Source organism: Ruegeria sp. CF2 (assembly GCF_056537385.1).
In genome coordinates this window covers 179612-203780 of sequence record NZ_JBQFRL010000002.1, presented here as the reverse complement: position 1 = coordinate 203780, position 24169 = coordinate 179612, and the positions used below count along the sequence as shown (strand labels likewise).

At 64.3% G+C, this 24169-nt stretch carries 19 protein-coding genes; 8 read left to right on the top strand and 11 right to left on the bottom strand.

Annotated elements, in window-relative coordinates; genetic code table 11:
• Positions 1–99 precede the first annotated feature (99 nt).
• The 3 genes from ACR0IR_RS11955 (at position 100) to yaaA (ending at position 3308) form a co-directional block, all read left to right on the top strand.
• Complete coding sequence (locus ACR0IR_RS11955) at positions 100–387, top strand: YggT family protein (protein ID WP_008757771.1); 288 nt, start codon at positions 100–102, stop codon at positions 385–387.
• A gap of 76 nt (positions 388–463) precedes the next feature.
• A complete protein-coding gene (gene recQ, locus ACR0IR_RS11950; protein WP_170364069.1) occupies positions 464–2503 on the top strand; it encodes a DNA helicase RecQ in 2040 nt (679 codons plus the stop codon).
• Between the two features lie 34 nt (positions 2504–2537).
• Entirely contained in the window at positions 2538–3308 is a 771-nt protein-coding gene (yaaA, locus tag ACR0IR_RS11945; RefSeq protein WP_170364068.1) for a peroxide stress protein YaaA, read from the top strand.
• On the opposite strand, the gene ACR0IR_RS11940 is transcribed toward yaaA, so the two are convergent.
• The 6 genes from ACR0IR_RS11940 to ACR0IR_RS11915 all read right to left on the bottom strand — a co-directional run bounded on the left by ACR0IR_RS11940 (position 3299) and on the right by ACR0IR_RS11915 (position 12733).
• Positions 3299–3760 (bottom strand): VOC family protein, encoded by a 462-nt coding sequence (locus tag ACR0IR_RS11940; protein ID WP_170364067.1) that lies wholly within the window; start codon positions 3758–3760, stop codon positions 3299–3301. The two genes, yaaA and ACR0IR_RS11940, sit on opposite strands and share 10 nt — an antisense overlap.
• A 9-nt stretch (positions 3761–3769) precedes the next feature.
• Positions 3770–5983 carry a response regulator gene (locus tag ACR0IR_RS11935; RefSeq protein ID WP_170364066.1) on the bottom strand — a complete coding sequence of 738 codons (2214 nt, stop codon included), beginning with the start codon at positions 5981–5983 and terminating at the stop codon, positions 3770–3772.
• Positions 5984–6055: 72 nt separating this feature from the next.
• The gene (locus ACR0IR_RS11930) at positions 6056–8098 is read right to left on the bottom strand and encodes a DUF7408 domain-containing protein (RefSeq protein ID WP_170364065.1); all 2043 of its coding nucleotides are present in this window, start codon (positions 8096–8098) and stop codon (positions 6056–6058) included.
• Complete coding sequence (locus tag ACR0IR_RS11925; RefSeq protein WP_170364064.1) at positions 8095–10857, bottom strand: DUF4159 domain-containing protein; 2763 nt, start codon at positions 10855–10857, stop codon at positions 8095–8097. The genes ACR0IR_RS11930 and ACR0IR_RS11925 overlap by 4 nt, the downstream gene beginning before the upstream one ends.
• Positions 10854–11729 (bottom strand): DUF58 domain-containing protein, encoded by an 876-nt coding sequence (locus ACR0IR_RS11920; RefSeq protein WP_170364063.1) that lies wholly within the window; start codon positions 11727–11729, stop codon positions 10854–10856. The genes ACR0IR_RS11925 and ACR0IR_RS11920 overlap by 4 nt, the downstream gene beginning before the upstream one ends.
• A complete protein-coding gene (locus ACR0IR_RS11915) occupies positions 11726–12733 on the bottom strand; it encodes an AAA family ATPase (protein ID WP_170364062.1) in 1008 nt (335 codons plus the stop codon). The genes ACR0IR_RS11920 and ACR0IR_RS11915 overlap by 4 nt, the downstream gene beginning before the upstream one ends.
• Before the next feature lie 65 nt (positions 12734–12798).
• Here ACR0IR_RS11915 and ACR0IR_RS11910 point away from each other — a divergent pair, with 65 nt between their 5' ends.
• Positions 12799–13374 (top strand): DUF1285 domain-containing protein, encoded by a 576-nt coding sequence (locus ACR0IR_RS11910; RefSeq protein ID WP_170364061.1) that lies wholly within the window; start codon positions 12799–12801, stop codon positions 13372–13374.
• On the opposite strand, the gene ACR0IR_RS11905 is transcribed toward ACR0IR_RS11910, so the two are convergent.
• Entirely contained in the window at positions 13371–14315 is a 945-nt protein-coding gene (locus tag ACR0IR_RS11905; RefSeq protein WP_170582400.1) for a DMT family transporter, read from the bottom strand. The genes ACR0IR_RS11910 and ACR0IR_RS11905 overlap by 4 nt on opposite strands.
• Positions 14316–14489: 174 nt before the next feature.
• Here ACR0IR_RS11905 and ACR0IR_RS11900 point away from each other — a divergent pair, with 174 nt between their 5' ends.
• Both ACR0IR_RS11900 and ACR0IR_RS11895 read left to right on the top strand, forming a co-directional pair.
• A complete protein-coding gene (locus ACR0IR_RS11900) occupies positions 14490–15242 on the top strand; it encodes a hydroxypyruvate isomerase family protein (RefSeq protein WP_170364060.1) in 753 nt (250 codons plus the stop codon).
• Positions 15243–15318: 76 nt separating this feature from the next.
• Entirely contained in the window at positions 15319–15549 is a 231-nt protein-coding gene (locus ACR0IR_RS11895; RefSeq protein ID WP_170341832.1) for a DUF2798 domain-containing protein, read from the top strand.
• Between the two features lie 49 nt (positions 15550–15598).
• Here the strand turns inward: ACR0IR_RS11895 and polA are convergent, their stop codons facing one another.
• The 3 genes from polA to ACR0IR_RS11880 form a co-directional block, all read right to left on the bottom strand.
• Positions 15599–18397, bottom strand: coding sequence for a DNA polymerase I (gene polA, locus ACR0IR_RS11890; RefSeq protein ID WP_170364059.1), 2799 nt, complete (start codon positions 18395–18397; stop codon positions 15599–15601).
• Between the two features lie 70 nt (positions 18398–18467).
• Complete coding sequence (locus ACR0IR_RS11885) at positions 18468–18938, bottom strand: hypothetical protein (RefSeq protein ID WP_170364058.1); 471 nt, start codon at positions 18936–18938, stop codon at positions 18468–18470.
• A gap of 81 nt (positions 18939–19019) precedes the next feature.
• Positions 19020–19196, bottom strand: coding sequence for a zinc-finger domain-containing protein (locus ACR0IR_RS11880; protein ID WP_170364057.1), 177 nt, complete (start codon positions 19194–19196; stop codon positions 19020–19022).
• A gap of 89 nt (positions 19197–19285) precedes the next feature.
• Between ACR0IR_RS11880 and ACR0IR_RS11875 the strand changes: the two genes are divergently transcribed.
• On the top strand, positions 19286–20278 hold the full coding sequence (locus tag ACR0IR_RS11875; RefSeq protein ID WP_170364056.1) for an ABC transporter ATP-binding protein: 993 nt from the start codon (positions 19286–19288) through the stop codon (positions 20276–20278).
• Positions 20279–20417: 139 nt separating this feature from the next.
• Here the strand turns inward: ACR0IR_RS11875 and ACR0IR_RS11870 are convergent, their stop codons facing one another.
• Positions 20418–21023: a PIN domain-containing protein gene (locus ACR0IR_RS11870; protein WP_170364055.1), complete on the bottom strand. Its 606-nt coding sequence runs from the start codon at positions 21021–21023 to the stop codon at positions 20418–20420.
• A gap of 183 nt (positions 21024–21206) precedes the next feature.
• Here ACR0IR_RS11870 and ACR0IR_RS11865 point away from each other — a divergent pair, with 183 nt between their 5' ends.
• Positions 21207–24161 carry an error-prone DNA polymerase gene (locus ACR0IR_RS11865; RefSeq protein ID WP_170364054.1) on the top strand — a complete coding sequence of 985 codons (2955 nt, stop codon included), beginning with the start codon at positions 21207–21209 and terminating at the stop codon, positions 24159–24161.
• Positions 24162–24169 lie beyond the last annotated feature (8 nt).

Sequence of the window (24169 nt, the reverse complement as noted above, 5' to 3'; positions counted from 1 at the left end):
ACGGGCCTTTGGGGCATTTCGCAAGCGTTCTGTGACTGCGGGCTTGCCTAATGCCACTTGGGCACTTAGGTCTCAGGCCGTACGGAAAACGAGGTGCCCATGCTGTCGCTGATCCAAATCCTGCTGCTGATCCTGGACATCGTCTGGTTCATCATCCTGGCCCATGTGATCATGAGCTGGCTGATCAACTTCCAGGTCCTGAACCTGCATCAACAGCTGGTCGCCCAGATTTGGTACGGCCTGAACCGCCTGCTCGAGCCGATCTACGGCCCGATCCGCCGCATTCTGCCCAACATGGGCGGTCTGGACCTGACGCCGCTGGTGGTGCTGATCGGCGTCTATGCGCTGCGGATCGTCCTCATCAACAACGCGGTCTATTTCTACTGACCTCTTGTTCCCTGATTCCGACTGTGTGATTGTCCGTTCAAGAGCAGTCAAATCTTGAAACAGGGCACCCCCGCACATGTTCGACGCCGCGCCTCTGCTGCGAGATGTCTTTGGATTCGATGACTTCCGCCCCGGGCAGGAAGAGATCGTCGATGCCGTGACCGCCGGCGAGAACGTGCTGGCGATCATGCCCACCGGGGGCGGCAAATCTCTGTGTTTTCAACTGCCTGCCCTGCTGCGCGACGGGGTCACGGTGGTGATTTCGCCGCTGATCGCCCTGATGCGCGACCAGGTGAGGGGGCTGCAAGAGGCCGGGGTCGAGGCTGGTGCGCTGACCTCGGGCAACACGCCCGAGGAAACCGACGCCGTGTGGGAGGCGCTCGAGGCCGGGCGGCTGAAACTGCTCTACATGGCGCCCGAACGGCTGGCGGCGGGCTCGGCGCTGGGGATGCTGCGACGGATCAATGTCAGCCTGATCGCCGTGGACGAGGCCCATTGCGTCAGCCAGTGGGGCCATGATTTCCGCCCCGACTATCTGCGGATCGGAGAGCTGCGGCGCGCGCTGAACGTGCCCTTGGCCGCCTTCACCGCTACGGCGGATGCGGAAACCCAGGACGAAATCGTCGAGAAACTGTTCGACGGCACGCCCCCGCGCAAATTCCTGCGCGGGTTCGACCGGCCGAACATCCACCTGGCCTTTGCCGCCAAGGACAGCCCGCGCAAGCAGATCCTGGATTTCGCCGACGCCCGCCGGGGCCAGTCGGGCATCGTCTATTGCGGCACCCGCAACAAGACCGAAGTGCTGGCGCAGGCCCTGCGCGAACAGGGCCACAGCGCCTGCCACTATCACGGCGGGATGGAGGCCGAGGACCGCCGCATCGTCGAAACCCGCTTCGCGCGCGAGGACGGGCTGATCGTGGTGGCCACGGTGGCCTTCGGCATGGGCATCGACAAGCCCGACATCCGCTGGGTCGCCCATGCGGACCTGCCGAAGTCGATCGAGGCCTATTACCAGGAAATCGGCCGCGCCGGCCGAGACGGTGGGCCGGCCGAGACCCTGACCCTGTTCGGCCCCGACGACATCCGCCTGCGCCGCAGCCAGATCGACGAGGGGTTGGCCCCGCCCGAACGCCGCGCCGCCGACCATGCCCGCCTGAACGCGCTGCTGGGTCTGGCCGAGGCGCTGCACTGCCGCCGCCAGACCCTGCTGGGCTATTTCGGGGAACAGACCCAGCCCTGCGGCAAATGCGACCTGTGCGACAGCCCGCCCGAGCTGTTCGACGGCACCACGCCTGTGCGCATGGCCCTTTCGGCAATCCTGCGCACCGAGGAATGGTTCGGCTCGGGCCACCTGATCGACATTCTGCTGGGCAATGACACCGACAAGATCCGCGCCCGGCGGCATGACGAATTGCCCACCTACGGCATCGGCAAGGACTGGTCGCGCCCGCAATGGCAGGCGATCTTCCGGCAGATGATGGGCCACGACCTGGTGCGCCCCGACCCCGAACGCCACGGCGCCCTGCGCATGACCGAGGCCTCCAAGCCGATCCTGAAGGGCGAGGCGCAGATCACCCTCCGCAAGGACACGCTGCGCAAGGCCACCCGCCGGCCCGCAGTCAAGATGATGGTCTCGGAAGAGGACGCGCCCCTGCTGTCGGCGCTCAAGGCCAAACGCCGAGCGCTGGCCGAGGCCGCCCGCGTGCCCGCCTATGTCATCTTCCCCGATCGCACGCTGATCGAGATGGCGGAAAAACGCCCCATGACCCTGGACGAGATGGCCCGGATCGGCGGCGTGGGCGCGAAAAAGCTGGACCGATACGGCGATACCTTCCTTGAGGTGATCGCGGGCGAGGCGCAGGCGGCCCACCCGGCGCGCCGCAAGCTGGCCGGGCGCGAACAGGGAAATATCTACGACCGTCTGCTCGAGGTGCAGGCGCAGTTGGCCCGAGGACCGGACGGGATCGACAAACCGCTGAGCTGTTCCGCCGCGCAACTGGCCAAGGTGGCGCAGATGCGCCCGAACGACGCGCGCACTCTGGAACAGGTGCTGGGCGACCGCCGCGCCGAACGTTTCGCGGCCGCCTTTCTGGACGTGCTGCGCGCAGCGGGCTAGGTATCGACGGGCAGGCACGAACAAGGGGGCAGACATGCTGGTGGTGATCTCTCCGGCCAAGCGGCTGGACTGGGCAGAGCGAGACGTGGCGCCGACCCGGCCCGATTTTCAGGACGACGCGATCCGGCTGGCGAAAACCGCGCGCAACCTGACGCTGGGGGATCTGAAAAAGCTGATGAGCCTCAGCGACGATTTGGCCCGGCTGAACCGCGACCGGTTCCGCGCCTTCGCCGAGGCACCACAGCCCGAAGCCACCCGGCCGGCCGCGCTGGCCTTTGCCGGCGACACCTATCAGGGGCTCGAGGCCGCTTCGCTGGACGCCGAGGAACTGGCCTGGGCGCAGGATCATCTGCGTATCCTGTCGGGGCTTTATGGCCTACTGCGCCCGCTGGACGCCATTCAGCCCTATCGGCTGGAAATGGGCAGCAGGTTGAAAACCCGACGCGGCACGTCCTTGTACGACTATTGGCGCGACCAGCTGAGCAAGGCGCTGAATGCGCAGGCCGACGAGATCGGCACCGGTACGCTGGTGAACTGCGCCAGCCAGGAATATTTCGGCGCGGTGACCCCCAAGGCGCTGAAACTGCGGGTCATCACCCCGGTCTTCATGGAGGACAAGGACGGCACGCCAAAGACTGTCAGCTTCTTCGCCAAAAAGGCCCGCGGCTCAATGGCGCGGTACATCATCCAGCACCGGCTGACCGACCCTGCGGACCTGCGGGATTTCGACACCGGCGGCTATGTGTATCGGTCTGAGTTGTCGGAACCGGACAAACCGGTATTCGTGCGACCCTATCAGGCCTGATCCAGCATCGAGGCATCATACGCTACCAGTTCGACCGTGTTGCCCTCAGGGTCCGTGGTAAACACGCCGCGCCAACCGATCCAGCCGAACCGTTCGACGCGATAGGGCTGGCCGATTTGATCATACCAGCGCATGACGGCCTCTTGTTCCGCAAAGGGAAGAGACAAGGCGATATGGTGCAGCGACGATTGCGCCCCGGTCATGGGTTTGTCGGCACCGGTGGGGTGCAAACCCGGCCGCGGCGCTGCCCCATGATGAAACAGCGCCAGAACTTGTGTGTGTCCTTCGAACCCTTCCGCAATCCGAAAGAATGTGATGGCGCTGTCATGACCGCCATGCAGGCGGGTCAGCCCGATGACGTTTTCATAGAAATCGACCATCGCTGCCATGTCGGCGCAGCGTATTGCTATTTCACCCAAAGCGCGGGGGCGAAAACCTCGTTCCTGTGACATAGCGACAGCCTAGACCGCACCGGCCGGCGCGACAATGACGGGTTGCGCATCCGTCGGGCAGTTGGACTGGATCATCTCGCAAATCAGCTTCTTCTGAAGCGGTTTCGTCAGGTAGTGATCCAGCCCGGCCGCTAGGATGCTGTGCTCGTCACCCGCCAAGGCATGAGCGGTCGGCGCCACGATCGGCACATGCTGCCCTGTGCCGATTTCGCGTCTACGGATCTCACCCGTGGCCTGCTTTCCGTCCATCTTGGGCATCGAGATGTCCATGAGGATCAGGTCCGGCGCGAATTCCGAAAAGGCTTCAACAGCCTCAAGCCCGTTGGCCACCAGCTTGAGGTCTATGTTCAGATCCTTGGTCATCTTGCTCAGGATCAACTGGTTGGTGCGATTGTCCTCGGCGGCCAGAACCCGCATCTTGCGCAGCTTCGTGTTTCCGCCGGACGATTGGGCCGGCTCCGCGCGGCAGGGCGGGGAAACAGGCGCAGGCAACACAGCGGCGCCCAGCGCCTGAAGCCGCGAGAACAGCTCGGCCCGTGGGATCGGTTTCTGAACCACCCCTTGTATCAGCCGATGGTTCGGATCGGCGTGCACGATGGCCGGGTTTGCGGACATCAGCACGATCGGAACGTCGGACCAGCCTCGCTTGCGCAGAGTTTCCGCCAAATCCAGCCCGTCCATGTCAGGCAGATCGTGATCGCAAAGGATCAGGTCGATCGACGCTTCCACCGCCCTCAGCGCTTCGGTGCCTGTGGCGCAAACCGTCACCTCGGCCCCCAAACGCCGCAGCTGCTTGTTCAGAATGGCCCGATTGACCGCCAGATCCTCGACCACGAGGACATGTTTCAGCCTGTCCGCCAAGGCAGGCGGAGCCGGTTGAGGGCCTTTGACGGTGGGCAGCGTGATGCGGAACCCAAAGCACGATCCCTTGCCGGCCTCGCTCTCGACCCAGATCGAGCCACCCATCAAGGTAATCAGGCGTTTGGTGATGGCCAGACCAAGGCCAGTGCCGTCAAAGGCGCGGGTCTTTTCGTTTTCAACCTGATTGAACTCGCCAAAGATGTGCTCGATCTTGTCCGCTTCGATGCCGATTCCGGTGTCTTCGATCGCAATATGGATGTCGCAGGTCTTCTGATCGGCATGGGGTACTCCGGTGACCCGGATCAGAACATGGCCATGGGCGGTGAATTTGACCGCGTTGCCCACCAGATTGGTCAGCACCTGACGCACCCGGCCTGGATCGCCCACGAACAGCGTCGGCAGGAACAGGTCATAGTCGACCAGCAAGGTCAGCCCCTTGTCGCGCACCGTGGGCTGCAGCAGCATCGCAACTTCGAGAATGCAACGTTCAAGATCGAAATCCTCGGGATGCAGCACAAGCTTGTCCGCTTCGATCTTGGAATAGTCCAGAACGTCATTGATGATGACCAGCAGCGCGTCCCCCGAATTTCGGATCGTCTCGAAACAAAGCCTCTGCTCCTCATTCAGAGGGGTTTCCGACAGCAGGTCGGTCATCCCGACGATGCCGTTCATCGGGGTCCGGATCTCATGGCTCATATTGGCAAGGAAAGCCGACTTGGCCCGGTTGGCGGCCTCGGCCTTTTCGCGCGCGGCCTGCAGTTGCGCCTCATGCTGGATCGAGGCCGTGATGTTCAGGGCCAGACTGACCACATCGCCACCCTGGCCGCGCTGGTCGATCAGCTTGATATATTGCCCATTCCACAGCTGGATCACTTCGGGCGGCGGGTTGATCCGGGTCCAGCGGCGCATCATGCGAGTTTTCCACGCCTCGGCCGGTTCCGACCCGATATCGATGATGCCCTCTGTGGTCAGCAGATCAAGAATGCGGGGGTATGAAATCCCCGGCGCGACCTCGTCCAGTCCTTCGAATACGCTCAGATAGGCCGTATTTGCGCTGATCAACCGATCACTGCCGTCGAAGAAGGCGAAACCGTCCTGGATCGTCTGGATCGAGTGCCAGAGGCGGCGTTCGGCCACTTCGATCTTGGCATTTGCAACGGTCAGGTCCGATTTGACCTTTTCATTCTCGCCACGCACGGTTTCGACCTCGGCCTCGGTCTCGCCGATACGTTTGGTCAGGGCCATCGCATATTCGCCCAGCTTGCGATTGGCCTCGGACAGTTCACTTTGCTTAAGTGCAAGCATGCGTTCGGCGGCCAGACGCGCCCGCCGTTCCTGTGCCAGTTTTTCTGCAAGACTCATGGTCATCTTCCCGGTCGGTTCGGGATCAGCATTCCCGCAGACCGTGAAAATCTGTTTAAGACCAAAGGCCGGTCAGCGCCGTCCTTCGCGCAGCCAGCCCGCCAGCAGGAAGCCACCCGCCAGCAGCAGCACCAGCCAGGGAGGCAACAGTCCGGCCTGGGTCACGTCACGGGTTTCATATGCCTCGCGCGGGGTCAGACCGATCCAGCCACGCCCGGCCGCAGGACGCCCGGCGCGCACGTTGCGGATTGCCGGCAGCCCGTCCTCGACCCGGATCACCCCGCCGCGCATCCCGGCCATGACCGGTTCAAGGATTTCGGCTGTTGCGATGGTGCGTTCGAATTCCCGCGGCGCCGCAGGGCCAAGGCCGATGACCGAGGACAGCTCACCTTCCTGCAGGCGATAAAGCCCAATTTCAGGGCCGAAATACTGCGCCTCGAACCGACCGGGGGACAATTCGCGCAAGGGCACTTCAAGCGTGTCGCCATTGGGTCGGGTGACCGTGACGGGGCCCACCTCTTCGTTCAGGGTCTGGCGGATGATGCGCATTGACTGCCCGTTGGCCTCTGCCCACAGCGCCTCTTCTTCAAGCTCGGGCTCTTTCATCATCCAGTGGGCAAGGCGGCGCAGCAGTTCCAACTGCGGGCCACCGCCCTCGTAGCCACGGCTCCACAGCCAGGCGTGGTCCGAGGCCAGCAACGCCACGCGCCCTTCCCCCACACGGTCCAGCACCAGCAGCGGACGGTCGTCGACGCCGGTCATCAACAATTCACCCGAGCGCTGTTTCACGTCGATCTGCCGCAGCCATGCGCCCCAGTCGCCCATCTCACCCAGATCGGCGGTCACCGGATGACGCTGGCCCAGGTCTGTCACCGTGGGCACGTAGCGTTCTTCGATGACCCGGGCCGAGGGTTGCGCCGGCAGGATCGCAGACAGGGGCGAGCGGAAGATGCTGTCGGCGGTGGCAAAGTCAGGCCCGGCCGCAATCAGCACCGCACCGCCGTCATTGATGTAGTTGGTCACGTTGTCCAGATAGATCGCGGGCAGGATGCCGCGCCGCTTGTAGCGGTCAAAGATGATCAGGTCGAAATCGTTGATCTTCTCCAGAAACAGCTCGCGCGTGGGGAATGCGATCAGCGACAGTTCGTCCACCGGAACCCCGTCCTGTTTCTCGGGTGGGCGCAGGATGGTGAAATGCACCAGATCGACCGAGCTGTCGGATTTCAGCAGATTGCGCCAGGTTCGCCCGCCCGGATGCGGCTCGCCCGAAACCAACAGAACCCGAAGCCGGTCGCGCACGCCGTTCATCTGGATCAAGGCGGTGTTGTTGCGGTCGGTCAGTTCGCCGTCGGCCTGCGGAACCGTGAACTGGATGACGTTGCGTCCGCCATGGGGCAGGGTCACCGGCAGCTCGACATCCACACCGATCGGGATACTGAATTGCTGCGGCTCGCCCCCGTCCACCGCAATCTCGAGCGGGGCGGACGCCGGACCGGCGGGCACCGCGCCACTGTCTTCGACCCGCAAGGTCAGAGTGACGGGCTCGTCGATGATGGCAAAGGCCGGCGCATTACGCACGATCAGGCGGCGGTCCCAGTCCTGCGCGCGACCGGTCTGCAACAGGTGCATCGGCGCGGGCAGGTCGGGGGCCTGATCGACGTCATGCACGAGGCCGTCCGACAGGACCAGAATTCCGGCGATCCGGGCGCGCGGTTCCTCGGCCAGCGCGGCATTCAGCGCCGCCATCACCTGGGTACCTTCGTCTCCGTCGCCGTCGCCCACGTTGATGCGGCGCAGTTCGGTGTTGTCGCGGGCCTCGATCTCGGCGGCCAGGGCCTCGGCGGTCTGCGCGGTCTGTTCGGCGCGGTCCGACAGGGTCTGGCTGGCGCTTTCATCCTCGATCATCAACACGATGTCGGTCAGCGGGGCGCGGTCCTCGATCTGGTAGACCGGGCCGGACAAGGCTGCCAACAGCACCAGCGCGGCCAGTCCGCGCAACGCCCAACCTGACAGCCCGCGCCACAGCGCCAGAACCGTCGCGGCCAAAGCGATCGAACCGATGACCACCAGCACAGTCCACGGGATCAGCGGGTCAAAGATGACGGAACCGGTCATTGGCCCAACCTGTCAAGCAGAGCAGGCACGTGCACCTGATCGGATTTGTAGTTCCCGGTCAGCACGTGCATGACCAGGTTGACGCCGAACCGGTTGGCCAGCTCGCGCTGGCGTTCTCCGGCATAGCCGCGCCCGACCGGCAGCAGCGCCTGCCCGTTCCGGTCGATTGCCCAGGCCCCGGCCCAGTCGTTGCCACCGATCACCACCGGGGTGACATTGTCGTTGAGGTTGCGGAAGGGCATGCCTTCGATCTGTTCGGCGTCCAGGGGCGCGGCCTCGACCCAGACCTCGGTTCCGGCAAAGCGGCCGGGGAAATCCTGCAACAGGTAGAACGCGCGGGTCAGGACGTGATCGCGCGGAACAGGCTCCAACGCAGGGATATTCAGCGGAGCAGCCAGTTGCTGCAGCTTGCGGCCATTGGGGCTCGAGGCGCCAAACCCGGCGATGTTGGCGTCCCGCGTGTCAAACAGGATCATCCCGCCCGACCGCAGATAGCCATTCAGCTTGGCATAAGCTTCGGCCGAAGGCTGGGGCTGATCCGGCGTGATCGGCCAGTAGAGCAACGGGAAGAAGGCCAGTTCATCACGTTCAAGGTCCACACCCATAGGCTCGGCCGGTTCGACGGACGTGCGATAAAACAGAGTTTGCGACAGGCCGCGCAACCCGGCATGGGCGACGTCGTCAATCTGGGCATTGCCGGTCAGTACATGGGCCAGCACCAATTCCTTGGTCGCCTGCAGGGCGAATTCAGTCTCCTCGGGCGTCTGCGCATGCGCCTGCGGTGCGATCAGAACCGCACCCAGCGCGACCGCCGCCGCCCGCGCCAGCCCCAGACGCCCCGACAGCGCCAGCGAGGCCACGACGTCAACCGCCAGCAGGATCAGGGCCAGGCTCAGCAGCAGACCCCCGATCGGCGTCTCGGCACTGACCTCCTGCCCCTTGATCGGCACATCCGCAGGCCAACTTATCGGGCGCAGCGTGCTGTCCTCGGTGAGCACGTTCAGGGCCAGTTTCTGCTTGCCGCTTTCATACAGACCCGGGCGCAGGTCGGGGCCAAGGGCGCCGGATATCAGCGCAGGGCCATCGACACCGGCCAGATTGCCCGCATCAGACAGGGTTCCGAACCCGTCCATCACCTGAATCGGCTCCCACGTGGTGCCTTGCAGCTGTTCGACCTGCCGCGTCTTGGCGGCCGAGGCCACGGCCAGCCGGTCCAGCATTTCGACGAACAGGCCCGACAGCGGCAGAGTCGACCATTCGGCATCGGCGGTGACGTGGAACAGCACCACCTGACCCAGGCCCAGTGGCTTGCGCGTCACCAGCGGGGTGCCATCCGACAGCGCGGCGATCACCCGGTCGGCCAGGTTCGGGTCGGGCTGCGCCATCACCTGGGTGCTGACGGTCACGTCGTCTGGAATGCGCAACCCGTAAAAGGGCGAGCCTTCCTGGAAAGGCGCCAGCCCCTTGGCTTCGCCCCAGCTCATCGCGCCGCCGACCGAGCGGCCACCGCTGCGCAGCCGCACCGGCAGCAACGTGTCTTCGGCATCGCGGCCCAGATCGCTGCCTGCCATGTGCGGACCGGCAAAGCGCAGCAACAGCCCGCCCTGTTCGACCCATTCGACCAAACCGGCCTGTTCGCTGGGGGTCAGCTTGGCCACATCGGCCAGCACGATCACATCCGGGTTGGCGGGCAGAACCTCGGTCAGCCCGCCCTCGACGAAATCGGCGGTGGGGATCAGTACCTGCGTCAGGTAGTGCAGCGGCGACAACAGCTCCAGCCCCTCGCGATTGACGGTTCCGGCGATCAGGGCGACCTCGCGCCGGCGCAGGCTGTCATCGGTCAGCGACACCGCCCCGGCCGACCGCTGGCCCTGCAGCTCGAACCGAGTGATGCGGGCGCGCAGTTCGGACGGCAACGCCAGATCGGCCTGTGCTTGGGTCGCACCGCTTTCGAAGCTGACCTCGACCGATTGCAGCAGGCGCATCACGCCCGCCGGGTCGCGCCCCTGCGCATTGATGGTGACGGTCCGCGCCGGACCGGGTGTGGCGCGCACCGCGGTCAGCCGGATCGCCCCGTCCTGATAGGTGGCCGGCCGCAGCGCCAGGATCGGCGCCGCCGCGCGATAGACCGTGACCGCGCCCCGCGCCTGAAGTGCAGACAGCAGGGTTTCACGGCCCGGATAGTCCAGCTTGTCGGTGAACCAGTGCGTGTCGAACCCGCCCTCGACCGCCGACAGGTCGGCCAGCGCCTGTTCGATCTGCGCCGCGTCCGGCTGCCACGGCTGCGGAACCAGCCCGGGCAGGCGGTTGCGCCAGGCTTCGGCGGCCTGGAAAACCGGCGGTTCCGGCTCGGTCAGTCGCAGAATGGACACCGGGCGCCCGGCCCGCCCGGCTTCGGTCAGCTGCGCGTCGATCTGCTCCAGCGTGGCGGGCCAGCGCGTGGCCCCGGCCCAGCTGGCATCCAGCACCAGCAGCAGCGGCCCCGATCCGGTTTGGTCGCGCGACGGGTTCAGCACCGGGCCGGCCAGACCAATGATGATCGCCGCTGCCGCCAGCATCCGCAGCAGCAGCAGCCACCACGGGGTGCGGTCGGATACACTCTCGTCGTCCTTCAGGCCCAGCAAGAGGGTCACCGCCGGGAACAGCCGGCGGATCGGCGCGGGCGGCACGGCGCGCAGGATCAGCCACAGGATCGGCAGGGTCAGAAGACCCAGCAGCACCCATGGTGCGGTAAAGCCGATGCCCGCCAGAACCGTCATCGCGCCCCTCCGTCCAGGGCACGATAGAGCCACAACAGAGCCGCCTGCGCGCTGTCGCCCGTATGGTGCAGGCCCAGCTGCCAGCCGGTGACGCGGCACAGGCGCGTCAGGTCATCCTTGCGCCGCGCCAGCCGCGCCAGATAGCGCTCGCGCAGGTCGCCGGCCTTCAGTGTCTCGTGCCGGACCGTCCCGCCGACGCTTTCGAAGATGGTGCGCCCGCGATAGGGGAAGCTCTCCTCACCCGGGTCCAGGACCTGCAGTAGCACACCGCGCACGCCGCGGTCGGCAGCCTTGGTCAGGGCCAGTTCGACCTCGTCCAGCGGGCCGAGGAAGTCAGAGATGAACACGGCGCGGGCATGGGGAATCATGGCGCGGTGCTCGGGCGGGGCATAATCGGCCTCGGTATCTTCGGACAAGGCCTGCGCCAGCCGGATGATCTGGGCATTGCCGCGCCGGGGCGGCAGGGTGGTGCCGGTCAGGCCCACACGCTCGCCCCCGCGCACCAGCAGGATCGCCGTGGCCAGCCCCAGCAAACGCGCCCGGTCGGCCTTCGTGGGCAGGGATTTATCGGACGCAAAGCGCATCGAGGCGCCCTGATCGACCCACAGCATGATCGACTGCGCGATCTGCCATTCGCGTTCGCGCACATATTGCTGATCGCCGCGGGCCGAGCGCCGATGGTCGATCATCCGCCGGCTGTCGCCGATCTGGGCCGGTCGATATTGCCAGAAATCATCGCCCAACCCCGAACGCCGCCGGCCGTGATCGCCCAGCAGCACGGTTCTGGCCAGGTGTTCGGCCCGCGCCAGCAGCGGCGGCAGCCGGGACGCCTCGGCCTCGGATCTTTCGCGAAGGGTGCGGGCCGCGTTCACGCCGCCGCCTCAGCCCGGACAAGCCCGGCCGCGGTGGTTTCGATCAGGTCGGGCAGGCTGTCACCGCGCGCCCGCGCGGCGAAGTTCAGCGCCATCCGGTGGCTGAGCACAGGGCGCGCCATGTCCAGCACGTCTTCGGCATTGGGAGCCAGCCTGCCCTGCAGCATCGCCCGCGCCCGCACCGTCATCATCAGCGCCTGCGCCGCGCGCGGGCCGGGGCCCCAGGCGACGGTCTCGGACACGCGCTCGGACACGCCAGGTTCTTCGGGGCGGAACGCGCGCACCAGATCGAGGATCAGTTCAACAACCGACTCGCCCACCGGCATCCGGCGCAGCAGAACCTGCGCGGCCAGCAATTCTTCCTTGGTGAAGATCTGGTGCGCCTCTTCCTCGGCCACGCCGGTGGTGGCCAGCAGGATGTCACGCTCGGTCTGGCGGTCGGGATAGTTCACGTCGACCTGCACCAGGAAACGGTCCAGCTGGGCCTCGGGCAGCGGATAGGTGCCCTCCTGTTCAATCGGGTTCTGGGTGGCAAGCACGTGGAACGGCACGCCCAGCGCGCGATCCTCGCCCGCGACGGTCACCGTGCGTTCCTGCATCGCCTGCAGCAGCGCCGACTGGGTGCGCGGACTGGCGCGGTTGATCTCGTCCGCCATCAAGAGTTCACAGAAGATCGGGCCGGGAATGAATCGGAAATTGCGGCTGCCATCCTCGGCGGTGTCCAGAACCTCGGACCCCAAAATGTCGGCCGGCATCAGGTCGGGTGTGAACTGGATGCGGTTGCCATGCAGGCCCATGACGGTCGACAGGGTTTCTACCAGCCGCGTCTTGCCCAGGCCCGGCAGCCCGATCAGCAGGGCATGACCGCCACACAGCAGCGCCGTCAGCGTCAGGTCGACGACCCTCTCCTGCCCGATGAAGCGGCGGGTGATCGAGGATTTGGCCTGTTGCAGTTTCTCTTCCAGCGCTTCGATCTCGGAGACGAGGTCGGCAGGTTCGGTCATGACTTTCCCTTCCGTGGACTTATTATGGTTGAAGTGTATCGCGCTGAGAGGAAATGGCAAAAACAATGAGCGGACAAAATCCTGTGAAACCGTCCCCTGAGGGTCTGGCGGCCTCGGTCAAGGCGGCCAAACCGCGGGGTCTGCCCCCTGTCGACAGCTGGAATCCTCCGTTCTGCGGCGATCTGGACATGCGCATCGCGCGCGATGGCACCTGGTATTACCTAGGGTCGCCCATCACCCGGTTCGAGCTTGTGAAGCTTTTTTCCTCAATTCTTAAGAAAGAAGGGGACGCCTATTTTCTGGTCACCCCGGTCGAGAAGGTCGGCATCAGGGTCGAAGACGCGCCGTTTGTGGCGGTCGATTTCGACCGGACCGGCGCGGACGAGGATCAGGTTCTGACCTTTACCACCCATGTCGGCGATACGGTGTCGGCGGGTCCGGATCACCCGATACGGGTGGCCATCGACCCGGAAACAAACGAACCCAGACCCTATATATTGGTGCGATCGAACCTCGAGGCGCGGATCGACCGCAAGAGTTTCTACCGCCTTGTGGACATTGCGACGGAACGCGCCGGGCAGGTCGGGGTCTGGTCCGGCGGGCAGTTCTTTGTCTTGGGTCGCGCCGAGGAAACGCCTTAGGCAACCCGTCGTGCAGGACGGTCTTGCGCAAGGACAACCGCCAGCGCCACGACTCCGGCGCCCAGCGCCCGGGTCCAGTTCCACTCCGAACCCAGAACCACCATGATGAGCATCACGTAGAACGGGGCCACATTGATGTGGAATGACGCCAGAGCAACACCCAGCCGGCCGATCGAAGCGATGAACAGAACCTGGCTGAGGCCGAGAGAGATCACGGCGTAGATCGCCAGCATTCCTGCCTGCTGCGGGTCGATCGGCGACGATGGCCAGACTTCGAACCCGAGGACGCTCGACAGATAGAACAGCGCGCCGGCCATGAACGTGCCGCCGATCAGCGTGATCGTGGTACGTCCGGTTTGGCTGAGGTCCGGGAAGTCCCGCGCGGTCGCCATGCTGGCCCAGCAGAACAGCGCGGTCGAGGCGATGGCGCAAAGCGCGCCCAGTCCCAGCTGGGCCGGCGCCACCGCGCTGGTTGCGATCAGGCCGCCTATGATCGAAACGGCAACCCCCAGCGCGAAGTTCCACCGCAATCTGCGCGTTCCCGCAGCCAACTCGAGCAGTGTCGCAATCAAGGGCGCGCAGGACGCGATGATGGCAACGGTTACGGGATCGGTCAGTTTCTGCGCGAGGATGATCAGGAACATGCCCAATCCAAGGCCAAACCCGCCCACTCTCATCGCATGGGCCCAACGCGCCCGCAGCACCGCATCTGCGCCATCGATCCACAGCCAGATCGGGATCATCACGGCCACCGCCAGCATCAGCCGCGCAGCCAGCAAGGCAACCGGCGGCCAGGTCTGCAGCAGGATTTCGGCCGCCGGGAATCCGGCCGCCCAGGCCAGCATCGACGCCACCGCCAACCCGTTTCCGGACAAGGCGGATTGCCGCGCACCGGGCACAGCGAAACTAGGCCCGCGAACGGGGTCCGGACTCATCGCCATCGGTTTCAATCCTTTTGTTGGTGCAGCGCCACGAAAATGATTCGCTGCAATACCCCGACCCTTCACATTCGGCCCGCGACGGTCTGGCCGATTTTCGACATATTGTCGTTTTCAAACCCTTTCTCTGCGCGCCGCCCGCGACTAAGGTCAGCACGCCATCGGACCGAGAGGACAATGCCCCGATTTGCCGCCAATATCTCGCTGCTCTTTGCCGAGCTGCCCTATCTCGACCGGTTCAAGGCGGCCGCGGATGCCGGGTTCAAGGCAGTCGAGATCCTGTTTCCCTATGACCTGGCGGCCAAGGAAACCCGCCGCGCATTGATGACCAACGATCTGGACTTGGTGCTGATCAACGCGCCGCCGCCCAACTATACCGGCGGCCAGCCGGGCTATGCGGCTGTTCCGAGGGGCGAAGGGCGGTTCCAGTCCGACATCCGCCGCGTCCTGCGCTATGCCGAGGCGCTGAAGCCCGGTTTGATCCACGTGATGGCGGGCTATGCCTCGGGGGCGGACGCGCAGGACTGTTTCGTACGCAACCTGCAATGGGCCGCGGATTTTGCACCGCATCAGCAGTTCACGATCGAACCGCTGAACCCCGTCTCGCAGCCCGGATACTTCCTGAATGACTATGATCTGGCCGCCGCGTGCCTGGACCGGATCGACCGTCCGAATGTGGGCCTGCAATTCGACAGCTTTCATGCCCGGATGATCCATGGCGATGCACAGGCCGTCTGGGACAGATTCCGCGGCCGGATCGTACATGTTCAGATCGGGTCGGCCCCCGACCGGTCGGAACCCGGCCGGGACGAGACCGATTTCCCCGCCCTGTTCGCAGCGATCGACGACAGCGGCTATGACGGCTGGGTCAGCGCCGAATACACGCCCTCGACGCGGCGCACCGACGCCTCTCTGCACTGGATGCGATAGGCCTGTGCACCTGCGCACTGGAAATCACATCTTGGATATCGCATACGAAACAGCAACTCAGCAGAGGAACAGCCGCATGATCCCCGCCCGATTTGCCCCCGTCCTGTTCGGATTGATCCTGTCGGGGCTGATGTCCTGCATCGTGACCTGCATCGCAACGGTCAAAGAGATCGGGCTGGGCCCCGAGACCTTTGTCAGCTGGATGGGCGCGTGGAGCATCAGCTGGCCGGTGGCGTTTGCTGTGGTTCTGGTCATGGCACCGTTGACCCGTCGGCTGGTCGCGCTGTTAGTCAGGCCCGAGGCCTGACCTGCCGCGAAGATGGCCCGCCGGGCCTGATGAGCGGCACGGCGCTTGCCTAATGCGCCTCGGCCCAGTTGGCGCCTTTGCCCGCATCCACCGTCAGTTTCACGTCCAGCTTCACCGCCGGATCGGGCGCGTTCTCCATCACGTCGCGCGCAATCTCGATGGTCTTTTCCACCGCGTCCTCGGCCACTTCGAACAGCAGTTCGTCATGCACCTGCAGCAGCATCTTGGCCGGCAGCCCGTCGATCGCCTCGGGCATCCGCACCATCGCCCGCCGGATCACGTCCGCCGCCGTGCCCTGGATCGGTGCGTTGATCGCCGCGCGGCGGGCAAACCCCGCATGCGGACCCTTGGCGTTGATCTCTGTCGTGTGGATCTTGCGACCGAACAGGGTCTGCACATAGCCATGCTCTTTGGCAAAGGCGATGGTGTCGTCCATATAGCGCCGGATGCCGGGGAAGCGCTCGAAATAGCGGTCGATGAAGCCCTGCGCCTCGGCCCGCGGAATGCGCAGGTTGCGCGCAAGACCAAAACCCGAAATGCCGTAGATCACGCCGAAATTGATCGCCTTGGCCTTGCGGCGGATCTCGGGCGTCATCTCGTCCAGCGGCACGTCGAACATTTCCGAGGCGGTCATGGCGTGGATGTCCAGCCCATCGGCAAAGGCCTGCTTCAGGGCCGGAATATCGGCGATATGGGCCAGAATACGCAGCTCGATCTGTGAATAGTCGAGCGACACCAGCACGTTGCCCGGCTCGGCAATGAAGGCCTCGCGGATGCGGCGGCCCTCCTCTGTGCGCACTGGGATGTTCTGCAGGTTGGGGTCGGTCGAGGCCAGACGCCCCGTGTTCGCCCCGGTGATGGCATAAGACGTATGCACCCGGCCCGTATCGGGGTTGATATGGGTCTGCAGCGCGTCGGTATAGGTCGATTTCAGCTTGGACAGCTGCCGCCAGTCCAGCACCCGGCGCGGCAGTTCATGCTCGGTCGCCAGATCTTCCAGCACGTCGGCGCCGGTCGAATACTTTCCGGTCTTGCCCTTCTTGCCGCCCTCAAGACCCATCTTGTCGAACAGGATCTCGCCCAACTGCGCGGGCGAGCCGACGTTGAAGGTTTCTCCGGCCAGCTCGTGGATTTCAGCCTCTAACCCGGCCATTTTCTGGGCAAAGGCGTTCGACATGCGGCTCAGCACATCGCGATCGACCTTGATGCCATGCATCTCCATCTCGGCCAGAACCGGCACAAGGGGGCGTTCAAGCGTTTCATAGACGGTGGTCACCTGAGCCCGGTGCAACTGCGGCTTGAACAGCTTCCACAGGCGCAGGGTAATGTCGGCATCCTCGGCGGCATAGGCGGTCGCCTCGTCGATCGGCACCTTGTCGAAGGTGATCGCCGATTTGCCCGAGCCCAGCAGCGGTTTGATCGGGATCGGCGTGTGGCCCAGATAGCGTTCGGACAGGGTGTCCATGCCGTGCCCATGCTCGCCCGCATGCATGGCATAGGACATCAGCATAGTGTCGTCGATCGGGGCCACATCCACGCCGTAGCGCGCAAAGATCTTGGCGTCGTATTTCATGTTCTGCCCGATCTTCAGGATCGACGGATCCTCGAGCACCGGTTTCAGCATCGCCAGCGCTTCGTCCAGCGGCATCTGCCCCTCGGCCAGCGCGTCCGAGCCGAACAGGTCGTCGCTGGCCCCGTCGCGGTGGGTCAGCGGGATATAACAGGCCTCGCCCGGCTCGATGCACAGCGAGATGCCGACCAGATCGGCGATCATTTCGTTTAGGCCCGTGGTCTCGGTGTCCACGGCCAGCCAACCGCGCTCATAGGCCTGATCGATCCATTTCCGCAGCGCGGCCGCGTCGCGCACGCATGCGTATTTGCTGGCATCGAACGGAATGTCCTCGGCCTGCGGCTCATCTGCCGCCGGCGCCGGAGTATCCGCGATCACCGGCGGTTCGACCCCCAGCTTGTCCGCGATCCGCTTGGTCAGAGTGCGGAACTCCATCTCGGCCAGAAACTCCATCAGCTTGTCCGGATCGGGGTCGCGCAGCTCCAGATCATCCAGCGTGAAATCCAGCGGTGTCTCGCAATCCAGCTGCACCAGCCTTTTCGACAACTCGATCTGATCTCGTTTCTCGATAAGGGTTTCGCGGCGCTTGGGCTGCTTGATCTCCTCGGCGCGATCCAGAAGAGTCTCCAGATCGCCGAACTCGTTGATCAGCAGCGCCGCCGTCTTGATCCCGATCCCCGGCGCACCCGGCACGTTGTCGACGCTGTCACCGGCCAGCGCCTGCACATCGACGACACGCTCAGGATAGACGCCGAATTTCTCGAACACCCCCTCGCGGTCGATGCGCTTGTTCTTCATGGCATCCAGCATCTCGACACCGTCGCCCACCAGCTGCATCAGGTCCTTGTCGGAACTGACGATGGTTACCCGCCCCCCGGCCTGGCGCGCCTGGCAGGCCAGCGTGGCGATGATGTCGTCGGCCTCGTACCCCTCCAGCTCTTTGCAGGCGATGTTGAAGGCCTCGGTCGCCTGCCGGGTCAGCGGGATCTGTGGGCGCAGGTCCTCGGGCATCGCCTCGCGGTTGGCCTTGTAGAGGTCGTACATGTCATTGCGGAAGGTGTGCGAGCCCTTGTCGAAGATCACCGCCAGATGGGTCGGCGCATCGGGGCCGTGGTCGCCATCCACGTAACGCTGCAGCATGTTGCAAAAGCCCGAAACGGCGCCAATCGGCAGCCCGTCCGACTTCCGCGTCAGCGGCGGAAGGGCGTGATAGGCGCGAAAGATGAAGGCCGATCCGTCGATCAGATGCAGATGGCAGCCTTTTCCGAATTTGCTCATGCGCGCTCTCCCTGTCGGTCAGGGACGGTTCTGCCACAGGGGCAGCCGGGTGACCAGTCAGGAACGCGCCCTAGCCGCCAAACAGGCCGCTGAAAACATCCGAGAAACTGTTCAGCAGCGACATGATGACCAGCGCGCCGAGAAACGCGAAAAACGCCATCGCGAAAAACTGGAACAGGATCGCACCCGTTCCGATGACCACACCGGCGATGGCCGGGCGGCGTTTTTCGTGCTGCAGGATGCCGACGACCGAGACGACGATCGCCAGCCCGCCCAGCATGGCGACGCCGATCTGCAGAAAGTCATCCAGATCGCGGGTGGGCGCGACCGGCGCGGGCTGCTCCATCCCCGCCGCGGCCCGCAGGGTCGATTTTCCCAACTCGGCGGCCAGTTCTCCCAGCGTCACGCCGGAGGATTGCTGCGGTGCAAACGGCCCAGCCCAGAACACGAACAGGGCTGCGAACAGGGCCAGTGCCGCAAGACAAAAGCCGGCCCATCCAAAAACCGGATTGCCGGTATCAGCAGCAGTCATATCGGTCATCATTCGCACCCACGTTGGTCACACCAACGCACTAGGCGAAAATCGCGGCGAGATTTGGGCGGACTGCGGTTGGGCGGGCAATCAGTGTCGCTGTGCGTCCTTCAGAACATACTTGCAATCGCAATAGGGGCACTCGACCCAGCCCTGATCCTCGGGGATCTGCAACCAGACGCGCGGATGGCCCAGCGCGCCCTCGCCACCATCACAGGCGACACGGCTTGTCTCGACGATCTTGGTTTCCGGAGCTTCGATTGTCACGGCGTGCGATCCTTCACTGGTTGTCGGCCTCGCGGGCATGCATTAGGTGCGTTTATGAGCGATCAAGAAACCGGGGGCAAGAGCCAGCAATGACCGATGCAGCGATCAGCCTTCGCGGCCTGCGCAAAACCTATCGCGGCGGCAAGGGCCAGCCCGAGAAACATGCGCTGAAGGGCATCGATCTGGAGATCCCGCGCGGATCGGTCTTTGGCCTGCTGGGGCCGAACGGGGCCGGCAAATCGACCCTGATCAACATTCTGGCGGGGCTGGTGATTAAGACCGCAGGCCAGGTGACGATCTGGGGCTATGACCAGGACCGCAACCCGCGCCAGGCCCGCGCCGCCATCGGGGTGATGCCTCAAGAGCTGAACCTCGATCCGTTCTTCACCCCCCGTGGCGCGCTCGAAGTGCAGGCGGGGCTTTATGGCGTGCCGAAATCGCAACGCCGCAGCGACGAGATCCTCGAAATGGTGGGCCTCAGCGACAAGGCCGAGGCCTATGCCCGCACGCTGTCGGGCGGGATGCGGCGGCGGCTGCTGCTGGCCAAGGCGCTGGTGCACCACCCGAAAATCCTGGTGCTGGACGAACCCACCGCCGGCGTGGACATCGAACTGCGCCAGATGCTGTGGGCCAATGTGCGCAAGCTGAACCAGCAGGGCATGACCATCATCCTGACGACCCACTATCTGGAAGAAGCGCAGGAGATGTGCGACGAGATCGCCATCATCAACCACGGCGAGAAGGTGGCGCAGGACAGCACCGCCAACCTGCTGGGCCGCATGGACGGCCGGACCATGGTCATCACCCCCGAGGCCGCCGTGACCGCCTTGCCCACCGCCCCCGGCGTTCAGGCCAGCCTGCGCGACGACGGCAGCCTGGCGCTGCACTACCGCAGCCCGGAAACCAGCGCCGAGCAGGTGCTCGAGGCGGTCCGTCAGGCCGGCATCCGCATCCGCGACGTGCGCACCGAAGAGGCCGATCTCGAGGACGTGTTCCTGGCCCTCACCTCCTCGCGCACCGAGGATCCCCCGGCCGACGATCAGGACCAGCCGCGCCGGGGCCTGCACCGGGTCAAGCTGTGACCATGCCCCGTGCCACTTTGGTTTGGGCAGATGAGGTTTTTTCCGAACATCATAAGTCCATTCGCCGTGCCGTCCTTGAGTGGCGGCATTGCGAGCCAAGCGGTCATCCAGAACACGCAATTCCCAGCCGAGATGCAGGTCAGTGTCGGACTATACGGGGGCCGTAGCTGACTGACTGGTCAGAGCAGACAACATGACCACGTCTTATTAACTCGCCAACTAGCGTTTCTAGTTCTTCGTGTTCCAAGGTCTTTCGAAAAAGGGCATTCACCGTTCCTTTTAGGGTTTTGATCTTCCTTGGACGCGAAGTTCCTCTAGACTGCAAACTGTCAACAATCGCATCAATTTTTTGATCTAACGAACTTGCGTTCGAGATTTTGACGAATGGGATTTCGGATATGTCAATATGACGGAGAGCAAGGATCTTCCTTTGTCGCAAATGTGCAATCAAAGGGTCGAAGCCCTTGTCACGAGAAATAATATGAAAGTATGCATCGGCATTGTTGGCCGCGAGTTCTCCCAAATAAAAAGCGATATGGAAGTCTAAGGCATTTGAGCCGTTACCCGTTATCTTCTTATAACCAGCACTTTCTCCTAAGCTTTGAAGTGCTTTTGCGAAGTCAAAAGGTACACTCTTTTGGTTAGCGCCAACGAATACAATCAACTTGCAGTCATGCCCACTGAGGAGTTCAAGGTTCTTCGGCTGAACATTTTCGAAGTCGATCAGGATAAAGTTTTTTTTCAAAGGCCGTGCTCCAATTCGAGATCGAATCAAATACAGATTACTGGATAAGGTCAATACGAAGCACCTTTATCCGCTGTGGGCTCGAACCAGAACTTCACCGCACCTGAATCGACAACCCAATTCCCGCACAATGCAGACAAGGACTCGAAAAAGAACAAAACAAGAATATAATGACGACTCGCCATGTATGCCGAGCTGTCGATCACGTCGAACTTCACCTTCCTCACCGGGGCCTCGCACCCCGAGGAGTACATGGAGCGCGCCGTCACCCTGGGCCTGCCCGCCATCGCCATCGCCGATGACAACTCGGTGGCGGGCATCGTCCGCGCCCACACCCAGGCGCGCGAGATCGCCCGCAAGGTCCGTGAACGCCGCGCGTGGGAGGAGCAGAACACGCCCATCGGCCCGCCCTGCCCCGATCACATCCCGAAACCGCCCTCGTTCCCGGTGCATGCGGTGCCGCGCCTGATCCCGGCGGCGCGGCTGCTCTTTGCCGATGCCCCGCCAGTCACCGCCCTGCCCCTCAACCGGCAGGGCTGGGCCAGCCTGTGCCGCCTCCTGTCCACCGGACGGCTGCGCGCGGCCAAGGGCGACTGCATCCTGCACCTGTCCGACCTGTTGGAGTTTTCCGACGGCCTCCACCTGCTGCTCTGGCCACAGGCGGGCCGTCCGACCGGCGGCGCGAGCGGATGGCGGACACAGGCGCAACAGCTGACGCGCCGCTTTGCCGGGCGCATGCACCTGCTGATGCATCCTCGCTATGACGGTGCAGATGCAGCATTTTTTCATTTGTTAGAGACTGAATCAGGCCATCTGGGCCTGCCCACCATCGCCAGCGCCGCGCCGATGATGCATCACGGCTCGCGCCGCCGGCTGGCCGATGTGCTGACCGCGATCCGCCTGCGCCGCAAGGTGGACGACCTGGGCCGTCACGCGCTGGCCAATGGCGAACAGCGCCTGCGGTCCGAGGCCGAGATGCTGCGCATCTTCAAGGGGCACGAAGGCGCCGTGGCCCGCGCGTATGCGCTCAGCCAGGAACTCACCTTCTCGCTGGACGAGCTGCGCTATGAATACCCCAGCGAGGTCAGCGGCACCGAAACCCCCACCCAGCGCCTGCATCGGCTGGCGCATGAAGGGTTAAAATGGCGCTATCCCGCCGGCGCCCCTGAAAAGGTCAAGGCGATGCTGGCGCATGAGCTGACCCTGATCGGCAAGCTGAAATACGAACCCTATTTCCTGACCGTCCGCGACATCGTGCAGTTTGCCCGCGGCCGCGGGATCCTGTGTCAGGGGCGCGGCTCGGCCGCCAATTCGGTGGTCTGCTATTGCCTGGGCGTCACCTCGGTCAGCCCCGAGATGGGCACCATGGTGTTCGAACGCTTCGTCTCCGAGGCGCGGGACGAGCCGCCCGACATCGACGTCGATTTCGAACATGAGCGCCGCGAAGAGGTGATCCAGCACATTTATGAACGCTATGGCCGCCACCGCGCGGGGCTGTGCGCCACGGTGATCCACTATCGCGGCAAGCGCGCCATCCGCGAGGTGGGCCGCGCCATGGGCCTGACCGAAGACACGATTTCCGCCCTGTCCTCGCAGCTGTGGGGGTTCTTCTCGACCGCGGGGCTCGAGGCGGAACGGATGCGCGAAATCGGCCTCGACCCCGAGGACCGCCGCCTGAAACAGACTCTGACACTGGTGCATCAGATCAACGGCTTCCCCCGCCACCTGTCCCAGCATGTGGGCGGGTTCATCATCACCGAGGGCCGTCTGGACGAGCTGGTGCCCATCGAGAACGCCACGATGGAGGACCGCACGGTCATCTGCTGGGACAAGGACGACATCGACAGTCTGGGCATCCTCAAGGTCGATGTCCTGAGCCTTGGCATGCTGACCTGCATCCGCAAGGCCTTCGACCTGATCGCCCAGCACCATCAGACGAGTTACACGCTCGCCACCCTGCCGCCCGAGGACCCGGCGGTCTATGACATGCTGTGCCGCGCGGATTCGGTGGGCGTGTTCCAGGTGGAATCACGTGCTCAGATGAACTTCCTGCCCCGGATGCGGCCGCGCAATTTCTATGATCTGGTGATCGAGGTCGCCATCATTCGCCCCGGCCCCATCCAGGGCGACATGGTGCATCCCTATATCCGGCGTCGGAACGGCGAGGAGGAGGTCAGCTTCCCCTCGGACGCGCTGGGCGAGGTGCTGGGCAAGACGCTGGGCGTGCCGCTGTTTCAGGAACAGGCGATGCAGATCGCCATCGTCGGCGCGGGCTTCACCCCCGAACAGGCCGACCGGCTGCGGCGGTCGCTGGCGACCTTCAAGAAGCACGGCAATGTCAGCGAATTCCGCACCCTGTTCCTGCGCGGGATGCAGCGCAACGGCTATGACGCCGAATTTGCCGAGCGCTGTTTCTCGCAGATCGAGGGGTTCGGCTCCTACGGCTTCCCCGAAAGCCATGCGGCCAGCTTTGCGCTGCTGGTCTATGCCAGCGCCTGGATCAAGTGCCACCATCCGGGGATTTTTGCCTGCGCGCTGCTGAATTCGCAACCAATGGGGTTCTATGCCCCCGCCCAGATCGTGCGCGATGCGCGCGAGCATGGCGTGCAAGTGCGTCCGGTCTGCATCAATGCCAGCTTCTGGGACAACGTGATGGAGCCAGACGGCCATGGCGGGCTGGCCCTGCGGCTGGGCTTTCGCCAGATCAAGGGCCTGAGCGAAGAGGACGCCAGTTGGCTGACCGCCGCGCGCGGCAACGGCTACCACCAGGTTGACGACGTCTGGCGCCGCGCGGGCCTTGGCCCCTCGGTGATCGAGCGTCTGGCCGAGGCCGATGCCTTTGCCGCCTGCGGCCTGACCCGGCGCGAGGCGCTGTGGCAGGCCAAGGCGATCGCCACCGCCAAACCCCTGCCCCTGTTCGCGCAGGATCTGGAAGGCGAGGCGCTGGACGAACCCGCCGCCCATCTGCCGCAGATGTCGCTGGGTGAACAGGTGGTCGAGGATTACGTCGCCACCCGCCTGAGCCTGCGGGCACACCCGGTGGCCCTGTTGCGGCACCTGCTGACGCCGGGGCAGCGCGACAATTCCGCCCCTGCATCCGGGTCGGAAAACGCGGTATCTGCCCGGAACAGAGCCTGAATCGAAAG